The following is a 16,275-nucleotide window of genomic DNA, read 5'->3' on the forward strand; positions in this document are numbered from 1 at the left end:
GGGGATTACCAGTATGTTCTTTTATTAGAATAACCTAAATATAGATGACCTATCTTATCGCTTGATCAGAAAGGGGGAATTTCATGTTTTTGTTTATCGCAGTGGCGCTATTCTTCCTGAATGTGGCGTTTCTTATCTTAAAGCTGGTGGCTCCATACTCTGAAATGATGAACTCATTTAAAACAGTCAATGGATTCTGGAAGGCTCAAGCCGCTTGCTTGGCTTTTGTCCTGCTCTTCGTATTCCTGCATTTTTCAGGGGAAGAGAGGGCCAAATGGCATACCAGCCCGGACTTTGTTTCAGAAGGCAATTTGTATTTGGGTGATGAGAAGGGGAGCATCGAGTACAATTCATTTGTGGTGGAGGAAGAAAATGTTGAAACGAATCTGATACTGCCTGAGAAAGCCGTAGGTGCCGATAAAGTACGCCTTCTATTCACTCATGATGGAGATGGAAAAAAAGCACCCCTAACGCTGCCACATTCCCGGGAGAAGGAACAACCAGTGACGCTGTGGTTTCCAGACAGTGGGCAATGGAGAATCGCTATTGAAATAGGTGGTTCCATATCTTCTTCAATTGTCTTGCCGGTCAAAGAGAAATAAGTAGATTAACAGGGATAGGTCCCTTGGCTTTATTGCCAAAAAGAGCCAAGGAACCTGTCCCTGTGGTCTCCTCTGGATAAAGGAAATGGGATCATTTGGAACCTTTTTCTCCGTAAATCCGTACATGTAAGAAAGACGATTTATTCCCATGAAGGAGGAGTCGAGATGGATTACGGATTACTCATTATTGGATTCGCTCTGTTACTGATTTCGTATCTCGTCGGTGTGAAGAAACAAACGTGGCTGCTGGCCGGCTTTAATGAAAAGATGATTAAAGATAAGTCGTTGTTAGGCACGATAACGGGACTACTATTCTTTCTTCCCTTGGGGTTGCTTGGAATCGGTAACAGTCTGTTCGATTATGCCCATGAGGGGATCATTTTCATCATAGTCATGTTGACGTTACTTACCGTTGTGTATGTTTTGATTAATAGAAAGCTCCTCAAATGAAGGGTGTGTGAAGATGAAAGGAAAGCATATTACGATTAATGGGAAATCGATTTATGTTTGTGTGAAAGGGGAAGGGGATCCAATCATTTTTCTCCACGGCGGTCCAGGCGGGAGCCTTGACTACTTTCTGCCCAACATGGATCCTCTAGCTGAAGACTATCAGATGATTCTCTATGATCAAACAGGATGCGGTAAGTCAGGGGGCGATACCTATTCTATAGAAGAGGAAATCCACACTCTTGAAGGAATAAGAAAGGCCCTTAACCTGGAAAAAGTGACCCTGTTCGGCGAATCGTGGGGGAGTATCCTGGCTTTGTCTTATGCAGCAAAGTATCCATCCCATATCCATAAAATCATCCTGACAGCCGCCATCGGTTTATCCTCGAAAGACTATGTAACGTTTAAAAAAGTCTTCCTTCAAAAGTTGGGTCCCTATAAAAAAATGCTGCTCGGTTATTTCTCTTTATCATCCATTTTCGGAGTGGATGTCTCCCGGAGGCTCGACAATCTGATCGACCCTTACTATGTATATTCAGTCGAGACATTGAAAAACAAAAAAGAGATCCCCTTCAACAAAGAGGCCCTTCATAACATAGGCAGAGATATTGAACAAAATTACAACCTATTCCCACTTCTGTCTCAAATCGAATCGTTACCTATTTTGATCGCTCAGGGAGCATTTGATATTCTTCCCCCAGCCTATATACAGGAAAATGTCCTTCCATATTTGAAAAGCGCAGAACTTGTGGAAGTCAAAGAAAGCGGGCATTGGACCATCTTGGAACAACCTGAAGAGATGCTGGCATTGACCCGATCGTTTATGAGTGGAGGAAAGGTGGAGAGCCGATGGATATAATCTTTCGGGTAGTGTTGTGAACAATATACATAATCATTCTTGATTAATAATAGGGGATGATTAATGGGGCTTATCGGAGACTTGGTAAGCTTCTTTTTTATGGAAAGAATGCGACAGAGGGAACGAGGAGATTTTTACTTACTTATATTGAAAGCTTTAAAAACTAAGCAAGAATGAGATCAATGCAGGCTTTATTAGAGCTTTCTTGTAATGAGGGGATTGCTTTATATTTTGTCTCAAATGAATAGTTGTCTATCGATAACCATAAAAATATTATTAAAAATAAATAAATATTTATTGATAATCAATAAATGGAGTGGTAGATTAAAATCAATAATAAATAAGCGAGGTGCTTTTTATGAAACGGGAAACACTCTTCTTAAAGATTGCTGTTTTTCTTATCGGGGCTCCCATAGTTGCTTTGTGCGTTTTGGGGTTACCCTGGTTAGCCATGGATGTAGCAGAAAGTGATTCGAAGCTTGCGTATGTGGTATATGGCATTCTGGTCGTTATGTATATATCCGCTATACCGTTTTTCATCGCATTGTTTCAAGCCTTTAAACTTTTAAGCTTTATCGACAAGAACAATGCGTTCTCGGAATTATCCGTAAAAGCCTTAAAGACGATAAAGAAATGTGCCATTGCCATCAGTCTTTTCTACGTGGCAGCGATGCCGCTCTTTTACATTCTGGCGGAGGTTGATGACGCCCCTGGTATCATATTGATCGGGATGATCTTTATTTTCGGCGCAGCGGTGATTGCGGTCTTTGCGGCTGTCCTTCAGAAGCTGTTGAAAAATGCCATCGATATCAAATCTGAAAATGATTTAACGGTCTGAGGTGAAAATATGACGATAATTATCAATATTGATGTGATGCTGGCTAAAAGGAAAATGAGTGTAACAGAGCTTTCGGAAAAGGTCGGAATCACGATGGCAAACCTTTCGATCTTGAAAAATGGAAAGGCAAAGGCGGTGCGGTTCTCAACGTTAGAGGCGATTTGTAAGGCTTTGGAATGTCAGCCGGGAGATATTTTGGAATACCAAAGAGATGAAGACAATCAAGAGCAATAAGTCATTTGAAAAAAGGCAGGAGGCACGCATGATGAGAGCACTGAAACAGCTCGTTCGATTTGGTTGGGAGCAGGCCTTGTCATGTCTTTTTCCCGTCGTTATTTTTTCCTCACTGGCACTTACACAGATCCTACCGCTTCCTTTTCTGCCAAGGTATGACTGGCTTCTCTTCATCTGCCTGCTCATGCAGTGGGGGATGGTGAGATCGGGACTTGAAACAAGGGATGAACTGAAAGTAATCACCTTGTTCCACCTGATTGGTCTGGCACTTGAATTGTTCAAAGTCCATATGGGCTCCTGGTCGTATCCCGGGGAAGGATATTCAAAAGTGTTCGGAGTGCCATTATACAGCGGATTCATGTACGCAAGTGTGGCGAGTTATCTTTGCCAGGCGTGGAGGAGGCTGGGGGTTGAACTGATTCAGTGGCCGCCGTTCTCGGTCGTTGTCCCCCTGGCAGCTGCGATTTATTTGAACTTTTTCACCCATCATTATTGGGTCGATATCCGCTGGTGGTTATCAGGGCTTGTCATGTTCGTCTTTTGGAAATCATGGGTCACATACGAGGTGGGTGGAATCCGTTACCGCATGCCCCTCGCCCTTTCATTTGTACTCATTGGATTTTTCATATGGATCGCTGAAAACATCGCCACCTTCTTTGGCGCCTGGGAATACCCGAACCAGACCGATGCCTGGAGTATCGTTCATCTGGGAAAGGTAAGCTCATGGCTCTTACTGGTGATTGTGAGCTTTTTGATTGTGGCGACGTTGAAGCAGGTGAAAGGAAAGAGTTCTGTCAGTGCAGGAACCGGTTACTATTTAAAATAGCAACAAAGTTGATCAGTAGTTCACGGGCTACTGATCATTTTTATTTGAGTTCCCACAGGGACAGGCACCTTGGTTTCGCATTTTCCTAAGGGGAAAAGAGCCGGGGAACGTGCCCCATTCTGGTTTCAACCTGAAAAGGAAGGAGCAGATAGAAGAAACCTAAAGATCCCCACACTTCTTCTCCATCCATTCACCACAACCAAACGCACCTATTAAAGGATAATCCCAACCCCTCCTCGAATAGAAATAGATAGAATGGAGGGGATGCCCATGAATGGCAAGATCGAGGTTGAGAATTTGACCAAAGCGTTTAAAAAAGGAAACGTCCAGGCGGTAAAAGGCATCACATTCCAAGTCGATGAGGGCGAGTTTTTCGCCTTCTTAGGACCCAACGGAGCGGGGAAATCGACGACGGTACAGATTCTGACGACGCTCATCAATGCTTCATCTGGAAGAGTGGAAGTGGCAGGTTACGATGTAATCCGGGAGCCGGAGCATGTTCGCCGCCATATTGGAGTCGCCCTTCAGGAAACGGGGGTCGATCCGGATCTGACAGGGCGTGAGATGGTGGAACTTCAGGCGTACATATTCGGATTCGGGAAGGAAGAAGGGAAAAGGAGGGCTCAGGAACTGCTTGAGATCGTTGATTTGTCAGAAGCATCCGAGCGGAGGATCGGAGGTTATTCAGGGGGCATGAGGAGAAGGCTGGATCTGGCCCTTACCCTCGTCAACGAACCGAATATCCTTTTCCTGGACGAACCGACGACGGGACTCGACCCGTCGAGCCGGGCAGCGATCTGGAAGGAGCTTCGCAGGCTGAATAAGGAAAAGGGAACGACGATTTTTCTCACAACGCAATATTTGGAAGAAGCGGATTCCCTGGCGGATCGGATCGGAATCATCAATAAAGGCGAAATCGTGGCCATGGGGTCTCCGAAGGAATTGAAGGCACAGATCGGTCAGGACCTGATCACCCTTACGCTGAAAGACCGTGAAGCGATCGATCACAGTGTGGATTTGATCCGCACACAAATGGAAGGTGTCGATGTCCTGGCTCAACAAGAAAAGATCCTCGTATATGTAGAGGAAGGGACAAGGCAGCTGCTTGAGGTCGTCCGCATCCTGGACACTGAAAACATCGGGATCATCGATATTCAATTGTCTTCCCCTACCTTGGATGATATTTTCTTGAAACTGACAACTGAGACGAAGAAAGGGGTGAAGAGCAGTGGGGAATAATGTACTCAAGGATACGTGGCTGATGACCATCCGCAATATCAAAACCACCATCCGAAACCCGTTTTCCTTCATTCCTAACTTAATCATTTCTGCTTTCTTCCTGCTTGTGTATGAAGGTGGACTGAGCGGGATTTCCGAGCTGCCGACTTTTGAAGGGGCCGACTACCTCGCCTTCATCCTTCCCGTTTCGATTGTTTCTGCTGCCATCGGTGGAGCCGGAGGAGCAGGGCAGAGCATTGTGAAGGATATTGAGACCGGATTTTTCTCAAGATTGCTTCTCACACCGGCATCGCGCCTGGCCATCGTCTTAGGGCCGATTATTGCCGGGATGCTCCAACTGCTCGTTCAGACGCTACTTATCATCGGGATGGCCTTTTTACTGGGGCTGAACGTCAAGACCGGGTTTGCCGGTATTCTGTTCGTTCTGTTGATCGCAATCGGCTGGGGCCTTGCTTTTGCAGGATATTCTGTGGGGATTGCCTTGCGGACGAGAAATGCCCAGGCAGCTCAGGCGGGGACGTTCATCTTTTTCCCGCTTATCTTCTTAAGCACGACGTTCGTTCCCTATGAATTGATCGAAGCACAGTGGTTAAAGATCGCAGCCACGATCAATCCTACCACCTATGTGTTTGAAAGCATGCGTACGGCCCTTATTGACGGTTGGGTGTTCTGGGATTTGATGCAGGGTGTAATTGCCATTGTCATCGTCTGCGCCATTACGATCACATTTGCTGCCTTTTCCGCCAAAGGGGCAGTTTCGAGAAAATAGTCTGATGTAGAATCCTTCTAGATGTGGAAGGATTCGTTTTTTTTTTTTTTGTTAAAAATACAGTTGACAATCTTAACTGTAAATAATATTATTACAGTGTACACGAAAAACAACGAGTATATTTTTTATATAGAAACTGTTACTTTTTTTATTACAATTAAGAAGGAGTGTGTAAACAAATGGTCAATCTATTTCTGACACCAAGCTGTACGTCCTGCCGCAAAGCAAGGGCATGGTTTGAGGAGCATTCTATCGAATATGTCGAACGCAACATGTTGACGGAACCGTTGACACCTGACGAGATCAAAGCCATTCTTCGCCTGACGGAAAATGGAACAGAGGACATCATCTCAACTCAATCAAAGGCGTACAAGGAATTAAAGGTAGACATTGATTCATTGCCGCTCCAGGATTTATATACATTAATCAGGGAGAATCCGCAAATGCTGAAGAGACCCATCATGCTAGATGAGAAGAGATTGCAGGTTGGTTATAACGATGAAGAAATCCGTAGCTTTCTGCCAAGGAAAGTGCGTACATTCTCATACAATGAACTGCAAAGGCTTGCCAATTAAACGAAAAACCGTATTCTTGACAGTCTAAACTGTAAAAGTTACCATTACAGTAACATCCGTGAAGGAGGCAGGCCATGAATAGTGACTTTACCTTAGCCATCCACAGTTTAACGTACCTGGCACTGCAGACGGACCGCATGTCCACAAGCGACGCCATCTCAGAAAGTGCCGGCGTCCATCCAGTCCGGATCCGCAAAGTCCTTAGTCTGTTGAAGAAGAAGGGATTCATCGCGTCCAAAGAAGGAACGGGTGGCGGATTCATCTTTGCCAGGGAACTGAGCGATATCCATTTATGGGATATTTATAAAATCACATCAGAAGGCGCACTACAGCCAAAATGCACGGCTTCCAACGAAAAGTGTCTTGTAGGGGCGAACATGAAAAACGTCCTTTTTCAGATTTTTCTTGGGGCAGAAGAACAACTGGGTGATTACTTAAAGGATTACACCATCAAAGATATCATCGAGATGATCAATCAAGAGAAAGCATAGAAGGCTTTCTTTTTACATTAAATGTAACAAATAATATTACAGTTAAGAAGGTGAAGAGGTATGTCAAACCAGCATTCTATATTAAAAATTGGAGATTGGGTCAAAGGGAAATTGCTGACTGGTGAATTGGTCATCGGCTATATAGAGAACCTTGATACCCAAGGGGGAGCCGTAAAAGCGAAAATCGTGACCAGCGACAATAAGACCATTGAAGGAAAAAGCATTCCCCTGTTAAACAGACAGGTAAATAAAATCCCTGATGCAAATGTCAAAAATAAGGAGCAGATACAGTTCCTCATTGACCTTGCCTTGGAAACAGGAGATGAAGAGTGGTTCCTGGAGCTCACTGCTAAATTGAACTCCATGCGGGAACTTGCCGAAGGTGTGAAATGAATAATGTGAAGTAAAGCTGAAGAGAGGGATTCTTCAGCTTTTTTTCGGTGTATGGGGGTGTCACTTCGGTTGTCGATCTACCTCTATAATGCCCCCTTTTTTTCTTTGGAGATTTTCACTGCAAATCCAGCAAGGAAGGCTAAACAGGTATACACCAAAACCCATACCAGGAACGAATCATTGAATACCGTAAACGTGGCAACAAGCGTCGCTAGGAAGACAACCAGTGGTGAGACGAAGATGTTTTTAAAGAGGAAATAACCAACCATACCGACGATTATAGAAATGACCGGAAATCCAACTAAAATCATGAGCACAATATCCAAAGAGAACCACCATCCTTTTAGTGTAATTTTACACAAAAAGGATATATTTATCAATTGGTTATTTTGAAGCAATGTATGTATCGAAGACATTACTAACCAAAGTGAAAACAAGTTGACTTCAACAAACATACGATATATAATTATCTCATATTCAAGATATTTTAAATAAGGATTTATTTTTTTAGGTATATATCTCGAATTCAAGATAATAGTGAAGGATACGAATCCACACTTTCGATAACATTACCTATAATAGGAGAGTGAATAGAATGAACAAACAAACAATGGGGATCCATCATATCACGGCCATCGTCGGGCATCCGCAGGAAAACGTGGATTTTTATTCCGGTGTCCTTGGACTGCGAATGGTTAAGCAAACCGTCAATTTCGACGATCCGGGTACCTATCATCTATATTTCGGGAATGAAGGCGGTAAGCCAGGTACGATCATCACATTCTTCCCATGGGCTGGAGCTTATCAAGGGAAGATCGGGGACGGGCAGGTGGGAGTGACATCCTATGTCGTTCCAAAAGGCGCAATGGGCTTCTGGGAAAAGCGACTTGAAACGTTCAAGGTTCCGTTTACAAAAATGGAACGATTCGGTGAAGAGTATTTAGAATTCGATGATCCACACGGACTTCACCTGGAAATCGTGGAACGGGAAGAGGGAGATGCCAATACATGGGCGCACGGAGGAGTGACGCCTGAAGTTGCCATCAAAGGTTTCGGTGGTGCGACTCTCTTATCGGCTCAACCGGATCATACGGCGGATCTGCTGGAAAACGTCATGGGGCTCGAACTCGTCGGGGAAGAAGGAGATTTCAAACGCTTCCGCTCACCTGCTGACATCGGGAACATCATAGACCTGAAATTAACTCCGATCGGCCGCGGTCAGGCAGGCGTCGGCACCGTTCATCACATTGCCTGGCGTGCAGTCGATGACAAAGACCAGCTGGAATGGCAGAAGGTCGTGGCCGACAATGGATACCGCGTCACACCGGTACAGGACCGCCAATATTTTAAAGCCATCTATTTCCGGGAGCACGGTGAAATCCTGTTTGAAATCGCAACGGATCCCCCTGGATTTGCACATGATGAATCACCTGACACAATGGGGGAAAGCTTGATGCTTCCGGAGAGATACGAGGCTCATCGGGAGCAGATTGAACGTAAGTTGATTCCGATTGAGGTCAGGGATCTGGATTGATTTGAATGAAAAGGACGGTTTGCTTGCCTATAAGCAAACCGTCCTTTTGTATAATAAATCCTACCGTTCGGAATGACTCCTAACTATTTTAATTCTCTAAAGACCAGACGTTCGAGTCGCGGAAAGTTCGTTCACTTAATTCCGAGTGTCCTCTGCTTATTTCATTTTGGATAAAATATTCCCTTTATTTGATGATTTATGCTTTAGGTGTCAAAACAAAGCACAAAATGACAGGTGTAAAGTTATCAGAACGATTAAGATAAGACCGTAATCCTGTTAAAAGGAACGACATTAAAAAGGGGGAAATGAATATGCCTAGCTTCAATGTAAGTATAGTTCAGGCAAGAGGAAGCTCTTTTCAGATTGGCTTAAAAACGGGTGAAAATGTCTGTAATACTCCCATCTTGAAAATCTTTGAATCGGTCACCAAGGAGGAGATTGATCTTTATAGCATGAAGTCGATCTATTCCACATTTGCCCCGCATTTGCTTGAAGAATTAGAGGGGCTGGCACAAGGATTAGGGATTTCGCCGGACAGGGCAGCAGCTTTGTTTAGTGGATATGATGTCCCAAAGACTGAGGAAATGGGGTGTTCCACACTTCTTACTAACGAATATTATGTGAGGAATTATGATTTTTCTCCCGCTCTATATGATGGGATATTCAGTTTGATACAAGCAGATGAAACCTTTGCTACAGCCGGGTACAATCTTCAAGTTCTGGGGAGGCACGATGGAGTGAACGAGAAAGGGCTTGTTGCAGGATTGCACTTTGTCAGTCATGATGGGTACGGGAAAGGAGTTTCTCCCTGGACCGCTATTCGGATGGTACTGGATCGTTACTCTAACGTTGATGAGGCCGTCGCCATGCTGAAGGAAATCCCTCACTCTGCCTGTTATAACTTTTCCCTTGGTGATCGAAAAGGAAATATGGCAGAAGTCGAAGCGAGCTCTGAGAAAGTGATTGTCAGGTATGGAGACTCAGCCCTATCATGCGTGAATCATTTTCAGGATGACCGGCTTAAAAGTAAAAATCGGGACTCCATTGAAGGTTCGGTCCAGCGTAATGAACATCTTCTTCGGTTAGTGGATAAAAGCCTTACCCATCATGACATGTTCCGCCATTTTAAAAGTGTAGAGTCACCTATCTTTTTCACTGATTATGAAAGCTTATTCGGAACCCTCCATACTTTTTCGTACTCCTATCAACATTCAAGGATCCTCACGACCATTGCCCGGAGCAGTCAGATACTGGATATAAACTTAAAGGATTGGGTAAAGGGAGAAGACATCAGGGAAGAGTGTTTAAGTGGATTTATTGTTGAAGGATAGATAAGAGGGGGCAGTAATAAACTGTGATACTCCATTTTCTTTCAGGTTACTCGAAAAAAACAATGCCCCTGCCAGGTCAGCAAGAGCATTGTCCTCATTATTCATAGAAATCCATCGGCTTATTTATATCCTGAAAATCTTTTATACGGTTACATCCTTTTCCTCGTGATCTTTTCGAATTTGATTTAACTCCTCCGTCAACCGCAGGAATTCTTCTTTGTTTCGATCACGTAATGATTGGTCGATTTTCTGTTCGAGTTGCTCTTTCCGGAATGTTAGCAGCGCCTTGTCCAAAATCATTTCTGCAAAAAGAGAGTCTATGCCTAGTACCTCGGACTGTGGTGAATTTAGCAAATACTTCTTCATGAAAAATCAACTCCTTGACCTTTTTTTTATTATACTAACCATTATCTCAATATTCAAACATTTTAAACAAAAAAGTTAAATTTGTTTTGAAAATGTAAAAACACTGACATTCTTTTTCCGTTTCTTTTACCATGATAGATAGAACGTAAAAGGGGGATTTCATTTTGAATAAGCCAGAAATCATATTGAATGTCTTTTCATCTATTGATGGAAAGATCACCACTGCTCCGAACCGAAATGTAATGGAATGGACAGCGGCAGGGATAGACGGGGAGGCGAATGACGTCACGCATCGGCTGTATGATGAATTGGATTGTGATGGGTTGGTATCAGGAAGTGAGAGTCTGATTGTGTGGGGAAACGATTGGGTTGAACTGGAGAAATCGATTTATGAGCCCGGAAAATCAAAGGCATATATTGTGTTTGATGGAAAGGGACGCATTGACTGGTCTCAGACTGAAGGCTTATTGGTCGTCACAAGGGAGGATGTTTCGGGTGATTATATCGAACAATTAGAAAGTAAGCGAATTTCCTACCTGCAAGCGGGTAGAGGTGATTACATCGATCTGCCTCTCGCGTTACATAAACTCTATGATTCAGGCTTCAGGCGATTGGGGCTTAGTGGAGGCGGTGGGATCAACGGAGCGTTTTTAAGACAGGGTTTGATTGATGAAGTGAGCCTGGTGATTGCCCCTTTAGCGATAGGTGGAACGGCCACACCTTCCATTTTCGATTCCCCGGATTTAACCGATTTGGGAGGTGCGGCCCGATTGGAATTGAAAACGATGAAGGCTGTCGGTGAGGGTTCTGTCTGGCTTCATTATAAGGTGAAATAGTAGATTGATTCAGTCTTGCCCTCATTTTAGTGAGGGCGAGATTCTTTTGGAAGGAGGCCCACTGTTACAGGATGCTCAAGGGCTAGATCCTTTTTCCTAATTGTGCTGATTATCAGAAATACAATTGACAGAGATAGAAAAAAACAATAGGATAATAAAGGTAAATCGAAATCATTACGTTTAAACTCTTTATTTTTGGTCGGTAAATCGTAATGATTACGTATTGTTCAAGTGAAAGTCCGATCACACTTGAAATCTTTTCAACAAAAGAAACAGAGGGATCGAAATGATGCAGGAGATCGATTTTATTAAATTCAACCCGACGGAGAATATGACAGTACTTGTAAAGACCAAACACCTCAAGGAAGAATATCATCGGATTGCGTCAAAGCTTATGGCATATGACAGTTTATATGCTGAACAGGTAGGGTTCATTGAAGAGTCAAAGAATTCTGCTGCGGATTCCAGCCTGCAGATGGCAGGGGGAGAATTCTGTGGGAATGCCTGCATGTCGTTGGCTGCCTTCATTGCTTCGGGAAAGGCGCTGCCCCTCGGTTGTTGGACAACCATTCTGATGGAAGTCTCGGGCACCGACGAGTTGGTCCGGTGTGATGTGAAGAATGAGATGGGCCTGTACCGATGCAGCATGACAATGCCTATACCCGCAAGGATCAAGATGCAAATGTGGGTGGTGGATGGAGAGGAACTTCCCATTACGATGATCTATTATCAGGAGGCGGTTCACGCTGTATTGGAAGCGGGACAGTTGGACTCTTCATTACGCCGATCGGCAGAAACTCTGGCACGATTGATCAACTCCTCCTATGAGGCCAATCTGGTTGGTGTTTTACTCTATGATCCTGAAACACACGAACTTGCCCCCCTCATCCATGTACCGGATGTGAACAGCATGATGTGGGAACGGGGATGCGGATCGGGGACCGGATCATTGGGTGCTTATCTCGCATGGAAGCAAAGGCGCTGCATCTCGCTGCAGGTTAAACAGCCTGGAGGGGAAATGCATGTAACCGCAGATTGGGATGCAGGGTCCATTAACTCGGTCAGGATTGAAGGCACTGTAGGTATTGTGGCCGAAGGGAAAGCATTTATACACATGATAGAGGAGGTTATATGATGAAGGCGAGTAAGACCTTTGAAGCGGATCTGAAGATCTATTTGGAACGATTTGATGATGCCATTCAAGAGAGTAGCCTTATGGAAGAGGAGGCTGTGGCGTTAGAGGAATTAATCAACGAGTATTCACAATTCATTCTTAATGAAGAGTACATAAAGAGGTGGGATCAGGTAGCGGATCCGCACCTGGTAGATCAGTTAAGAAATCTATCCGCCCTATCCGTGGCCAAGATGGAGAAGCACCGGGCCCGGAAGCTGTTGAGGGGTGAAGAAGAGATAGCAGACTACTTTCGAAACATTGAATCAAGCATTGAAGAGGAGTTCGGGCAGTTTCAGGTGACAGGGGAATCAACTGTACTCCTTGTCGGCTCTGGTTCTTTTCCGATGACACCGCTCCTTATTGCGGGACGCACTGGCGCAAAGGTGATCGGAATCGACATTGACGAAGAGGCGGTCACCCTGGGAAGGCAGGTTGTGAATCGGTTAGGCAGGGATTTAAATATTGCACTGGAACTTTCGTTTGTGGAACAGCTCAGAGATCTCAAGGAAGTGACCCATATCATCTTCAGTTCGACGGTTGAAGTGAAGTATGACATCATGGATCAGTTATATGAGTTGACCAATGAAGAGGTCGTTGTGTCGATGAGGTACGGGGATGGACTGAAATCCCTCTTCAACTTTCCTTCCCGTGAAGTAGATAAGGAGAAGTGGAGAATAGCAGAAAACAGTCTGCGTCCCCAGCAAATATTTGATATCTTACTTTATGAAAAAATTCGCCCCGCTTCAAGTCAGGAGGGGAAACGATGAAAAAGGATAAACGGGTGTTGGTCATAGGCACGGGACCCGCTACGGTGCAGCTTTGTATGATCGTAAAGAATCACCTGGGATGCGAGGTGGGGCTCGCAGGGAGGAATTCCGTCCGGTCGGAATCATTTTTCCAATCATTAGAGATGAATGGAAATCAGATTCGGGTGTCTGTTCAAAATCAGAAGAATGAGAGATTACAAGGTGAATGCCTGATTGATCATGTGTACCGCGGTCTCGACACGATAAGGGGAGAGTGGGATATCGTCGTATTGGCCGTCACTACAGACGCGTATCTGGACGTGCTCCACACTATTCCGAGAGAAGTATTCAAAGGCGTGCGGTCGATCGTATTGGTTTCACCGACTTTCGGATCCAATAGTCTTGTGAAGCATGATCTGGCTGACGTTCAACCAGAGGCGGAAATCATCAGCTTCTCTACTTATTTAGGAGATACGAGGTGGATGGAGATGCACCCTTCTCACCATATCATTACGACGGCGGTGAAGAAGAAGCTCTATATCGGATCGACCCATCGTCAATCGAAGACGATTCAAAACCTGATTTCGTTAGGGCAGGAGCTCGGGATAGAGTTAGTGCAGACTGAATCCCCATTAGAAGCAGAAACACGTAATATTTCCCTCTATGTACATCCACCGCTCTTTATGAATGATGTGACACTGCGGGAGATATTCGACGAGGGACCTTCCATGAAATATGTGTATAAGCTGTATCCCGAAGGACCGATCACCCAGCATCTGGTCCGGGATATGCTCGCCCAATGGCAGGAAATGATGGAAATCCTTAAAAGAGTGAATATCAAGCCACTCAACTTACTTCGATTCATGACGGACGATACCTATCCAGTAAGATTGGAAAGCTTATCAAGGAGTGACATCGAAGGGTTTGAACAGCTGGATAGAATCCACCAGGAGTATTTGCTTTACGTACGCTATACCTCACTTTTGATCGATCCCTTTTCTACTCCTGACGAGGCAGGAAGGTATTTCGATTTCTCGGCCGTTCCAATCAGGAAGATGTACAGGAACGCAGGGGGCGAGCTGGATATCCCGAGAATGCCTAAGGAAGATTATTACCGGATCAAGATCATCCAGGGAATTGCACGATTCCTGGAAGTACCTAGCCCCACCATTGACAAGCTGATCGGGATCTATGAAAACAAGCTGACCGAAGTCGCGGGAGTCCATCATGATCAAAAGCTTTCCGAAGCCTTTTCCATTCGAAGTTTCGAAGAGGATCTAAAGAGGATCACTAGTGAGATGGGAAAAGAGTTGGTTACAGAATTTAAATCGTAATGATTTTGTTTTATAAAAAGAATATAAAAGGAGAGAAACATGGGATGAAGAAGAGATGGACAACAAGCGTAATGATTCTTTTGATGATGATCCTCACTGCCTGCGGAGCGAAAACAGAAGGTGAACAGGACACAGATAAAAATGAACTGGTATATGCGACGGCCAAGGATATCAATGATATGAACCCACATTTATACACAGGGTCTATGGCTGCCCAGGGGAAAGTGTATGAATCATTGGTTGAAAATACAGAGGATGGCATCAAGCCGCTCCTTGCTGAATCCTGGGAGATTTCAGATGACGGCAAGGTGTATACATTCCATCTCAGGCAAGGTGTCACCTTCCATGATGGGGAGCCGTTCAATGCCGAGGCCGTGAAGAAGAACATTGAAGCGGTACAGGAGAATGCGGAGAAGCATGCGTGGATCAAGCTTTCCACTAAAATCGAGGAGGTTCGGGTCGTTGACGAGCATACGGTGGAACTGGCCCTGTCTGAACCCTACTATCCTGCCTTGACAGAGCTTTCGATGACAAGGCCATATGTGTTCCTTTCACCCAATGACTTCATGGGTGGGGAAACGAAGGATGGTGTGAATGGTTATCACGGCACCGGTCCCTATATGCTTGGGGAACATAAGGTAGACGAGTTCGCACGGTTCGAAGCAAACGAAGACTACTGGGGAGGAACCCCTTCTATTAACGAAATTACAGCGAAGGTGCTTCCTGCAGGGGAGACGACATTCATGGCTTTACAAAAAGGGGAGGTCAACTTTGCCTTCACAGATGATCGCGGTACTGACAGCCTGAATGTGGAAGCGATGAACGAGCTGGTCGAAACAGGAGATCACCAGGTGGAAAGAAGTGAGGCGATGAATACGAAGATGATTGTCGCCAATAGCAGCAAAACGGATAGTCCCGTTACCGAGACAGCGGTTCGGGAAGCGATCTGGTATGCCATTGACAGGAAAACGATTTCAGAAGATATTTTGGACGGGACGGAAACAGAAGCCCATACCTTATTTTCATCCAATGTCCTTTATGCAGATATAGATCTTGAGAAGAGGGAATTTGATGTCAATAAAGCTGAAAAGTTATTAGAAGAAAGTGGATGGAAATCCGGTAATGATGGGGTTCGTGAAAAGGATGGACGTCCTTTGGCCATGAAGCTCTATTATGACGTCAATTCCCCTTCTCAAAAAACAGAGGCTGAATTCATTCAAAGCTCATTGAAACAAATCGGTGCGAGCCTTGAAATTGTAGGGGAGGAATCCACATCCATCGCAAATAGACGATCAACTGGTGAATATGAATTATTATTTAATCAAACATGGGGTCTCGCGTACGATCCGGTCAGTACAATCGCGGCATTCACTTCCGATGCTTCGTACCTTCATACAACGAAAGGCATCAAGCAGGCGGATGAGCTTTATAGGAAAATAAATGAAGTGATGGTGACGACGGACGAAGGAAAGAGGAAAGCCCTCTATAAGGAGATTTTGACGATCGTTCATGACGAAGCCGTATTTATTCCAATATCGAATGGCCGGATGACGGTTGTGGCTCCTAAAGATTTAAAGGGACTGACATTCAAACAAACACAGTTTGAGCTGCCATTCGAAAAGATGAGACTCCAATAATGAAAAGGGAAGTCGTTACCTTGGATTTCCGAGAGGAGGATTGT

20 protein-coding genes are annotated in these 16,275 nt (G+C 44.7%); 18 read left to right on the forward strand and 2 right to left on the reverse strand.

From position 1 onward, the window contains the following. Positions 1-83: 83 nt before the first annotated feature. The 11 genes from TV75_RS11360 to TV75_RS11410 all read left to right on the forward strand — a co-directional run bounded on the left by TV75_RS11360 (position 84) and on the right by TV75_RS11410 (position 7,273). The gene (locus TV75_RS11360; protein ID WP_044338843.1) at positions 84-602 is read left to right on the forward strand and encodes a hypothetical protein; all 519 of its coding nucleotides are present in this window, start codon (positions 84-86) and stop codon (positions 600-602) included. A 165-nt stretch (positions 603-767) separates the two neighbouring features. Beyond that, entirely contained in the window at positions 768-1,052 is a 285-nt protein-coding gene (locus tag TV75_RS11365) for a DUF3784 domain-containing protein (protein ID WP_044338844.1), read from the forward strand. Between the two features lie 13 nt (positions 1,053-1,065). Next, complete coding sequence (locus TV75_RS11370; protein ID WP_052504532.1) at positions 1,066-1,908, forward strand: alpha/beta fold hydrolase; 843 nt, start codon at positions 1,066-1,068, stop codon at positions 1,906-1,908. A gap of 358 nt (positions 1,909-2,266) precedes the next feature. Beyond that, positions 2,267-2,746, forward strand: a complete 480-nt coding sequence (locus TV75_RS11375) for a DUF2975 domain-containing protein (RefSeq protein WP_044338846.1) — start codon at positions 2,267-2,269, stop codon at positions 2,744-2,746. A gap of 9 nt (positions 2,747-2,755) precedes the next feature. Further along, positions 2,756-2,980, forward strand: coding sequence for a helix-turn-helix domain-containing protein (locus tag TV75_RS11380; RefSeq protein ID WP_044338847.1), 225 nt, complete (start codon positions 2,756-2,758; stop codon positions 2,978-2,980). Positions 2,981-3,011: 31 nt separating this feature from the next. Next, complete coding sequence (locus tag TV75_RS11385) at positions 3,012-3,806, forward strand: DUF817 domain-containing protein (protein WP_044338848.1); 795 nt, start codon at positions 3,012-3,014, stop codon at positions 3,804-3,806. Positions 3,807-4,076: 270 nt separating this feature from the next. After that, the gene (locus TV75_RS11390; protein WP_052504533.1) at positions 4,077-5,045 is read left to right on the forward strand and encodes an ATP-binding cassette domain-containing protein; all 969 of its coding nucleotides are present in this window, start codon (positions 4,077-4,079) and stop codon (positions 5,043-5,045) included. Next, positions 5,035-5,814: an ABC transporter permease gene (locus tag TV75_RS11395; RefSeq protein WP_172655712.1), complete on the forward strand. Its 780-nt coding sequence runs from the start codon at positions 5,035-5,037 to the stop codon at positions 5,812-5,814. The genes TV75_RS11390 and TV75_RS11395 overlap by 11 nt, the downstream gene beginning before the upstream one ends. A gap of 179 nt (positions 5,815-5,993) precedes the next feature. After that, positions 5,994-6,389: a transcriptional regulator SpxA gene (spxA, locus tag TV75_RS11400; RefSeq protein ID WP_044338850.1), complete on the forward strand. Its 396-nt coding sequence runs from the start codon at positions 5,994-5,996 to the stop codon at positions 6,387-6,389. 74 nt (positions 6,390-6,463) lie between these two features. Continuing rightward, positions 6,464-6,880: an RrF2 family transcriptional regulator gene (locus TV75_RS11405; RefSeq protein ID WP_044338851.1), complete on the forward strand. Its 417-nt coding sequence runs from the start codon at positions 6,464-6,466 to the stop codon at positions 6,878-6,880. A 60-nt stretch (positions 6,881-6,940) separates the two neighbouring features. Continuing rightward, on the forward strand, positions 6,941-7,273 hold the full coding sequence (locus tag TV75_RS11410; protein ID WP_044338852.1) for an IDEAL domain-containing protein: 333 nt from the start codon (positions 6,941-6,943) through the stop codon (positions 7,271-7,273). An 83-nt stretch (positions 7,274-7,356) separates the two neighbouring features. On the opposite strand, the gene TV75_RS11415 is transcribed toward TV75_RS11410, so the two are convergent. Continuing rightward, a complete protein-coding gene (locus tag TV75_RS11415) occupies positions 7,357-7,590 on the reverse strand; it encodes a DUF2651 family protein (RefSeq protein ID WP_253275523.1) in 234 nt (77 codons plus the stop codon). Positions 7,591-7,868: 278 nt separating this feature from the next. On the opposite strand from TV75_RS11415, the gene TV75_RS11420 reads away from it, so the two are divergent. Together TV75_RS11420 and TV75_RS11425 are read left to right on the forward strand one after the other, a co-directional pair. Then, positions 7,869-8,807 (forward strand): ring-cleaving dioxygenase, encoded by a 939-nt coding sequence (locus TV75_RS11420; RefSeq protein ID WP_044338853.1) that lies wholly within the window; start codon positions 7,869-7,871, stop codon positions 8,805-8,807. A 311-nt stretch (positions 8,808-9,118) separates the two neighbouring features. After that, the gene (locus TV75_RS11425; protein ID WP_044338854.1) at positions 9,119-10,138 is read left to right on the forward strand and encodes a C45 family autoproteolytic acyltransferase/hydolase; all 1,020 of its coding nucleotides are present in this window, start codon (positions 9,119-9,121) and stop codon (positions 10,136-10,138) included. A gap of 141 nt (positions 10,139-10,279) precedes the next feature. Here TV75_RS11425 and TV75_RS11430 read toward each other — a convergent pair whose 3' ends face one another. Then, on the reverse strand, positions 10,280-10,504 hold the full coding sequence (locus TV75_RS11430) for an IDEAL domain-containing protein (RefSeq protein WP_044338855.1): 225 nt from the start codon (positions 10,502-10,504) through the stop codon (positions 10,280-10,282). Between the two features lie 164 nt (positions 10,505-10,668). On the opposite strand from TV75_RS11430, the gene TV75_RS21185 reads away from it, so the two are divergent. The 5 genes from TV75_RS21185 (at position 10,669) to cntA (ending at position 16,231) form a co-directional block, all read left to right on the forward strand. After that, complete coding sequence (locus TV75_RS21185; protein WP_052504535.1) at positions 10,669-11,340, forward strand: RibD family protein; 672 nt, start codon at positions 10,669-10,671, stop codon at positions 11,338-11,340. 286 nt (positions 11,341-11,626) lie between these two features. Continuing rightward, on the forward strand, positions 11,627-12,475 hold the full coding sequence (locus TV75_RS11440) for a diaminopimelate epimerase (protein WP_044338856.1): 849 nt from the start codon (positions 11,627-11,629) through the stop codon (positions 12,473-12,475). Beyond that, entirely contained in the window at positions 12,475-13,281 is an 807-nt protein-coding gene (locus TV75_RS11445) for an rRNA methyltransferase (protein WP_052504536.1), read from the forward strand. The genes TV75_RS11440 and TV75_RS11445 overlap by 1 nt, the downstream gene beginning before the upstream one ends. Then, positions 13,278-14,594: an opine metallophore biosynthesis dehydrogenase gene (locus tag TV75_RS11450; RefSeq protein ID WP_044338857.1), complete on the forward strand. Its 1,317-nt coding sequence runs from the start codon at positions 13,278-13,280 to the stop codon at positions 14,592-14,594. Before TV75_RS11445 ends, TV75_RS11450 begins: the two co-directional genes overlap by 4 nt. 44 nt (positions 14,595-14,638) lie before the next feature. Beyond that, positions 14,639-16,231 carry a staphylopine-dependent metal ABC transporter substrate-binding lipoprotein gene (gene cntA, locus TV75_RS11455; RefSeq protein WP_044338858.1) on the forward strand — a complete coding sequence of 531 codons (1,593 nt, stop codon included), beginning with the start codon at positions 14,639-14,641 and terminating at the stop codon, positions 16,229-16,231. The last annotated feature ends 44 nt before the right edge of the window (positions 16,232-16,275 follow it).

The sequence above is a fragment of the Rossellomorea aquimaris genome, assembly GCF_000935355.1.
GTDB lineage: Bacteria > Bacillota > Bacilli > Bacillales > Bacillaceae_B > Rossellomorea > Rossellomorea aquimaris_B.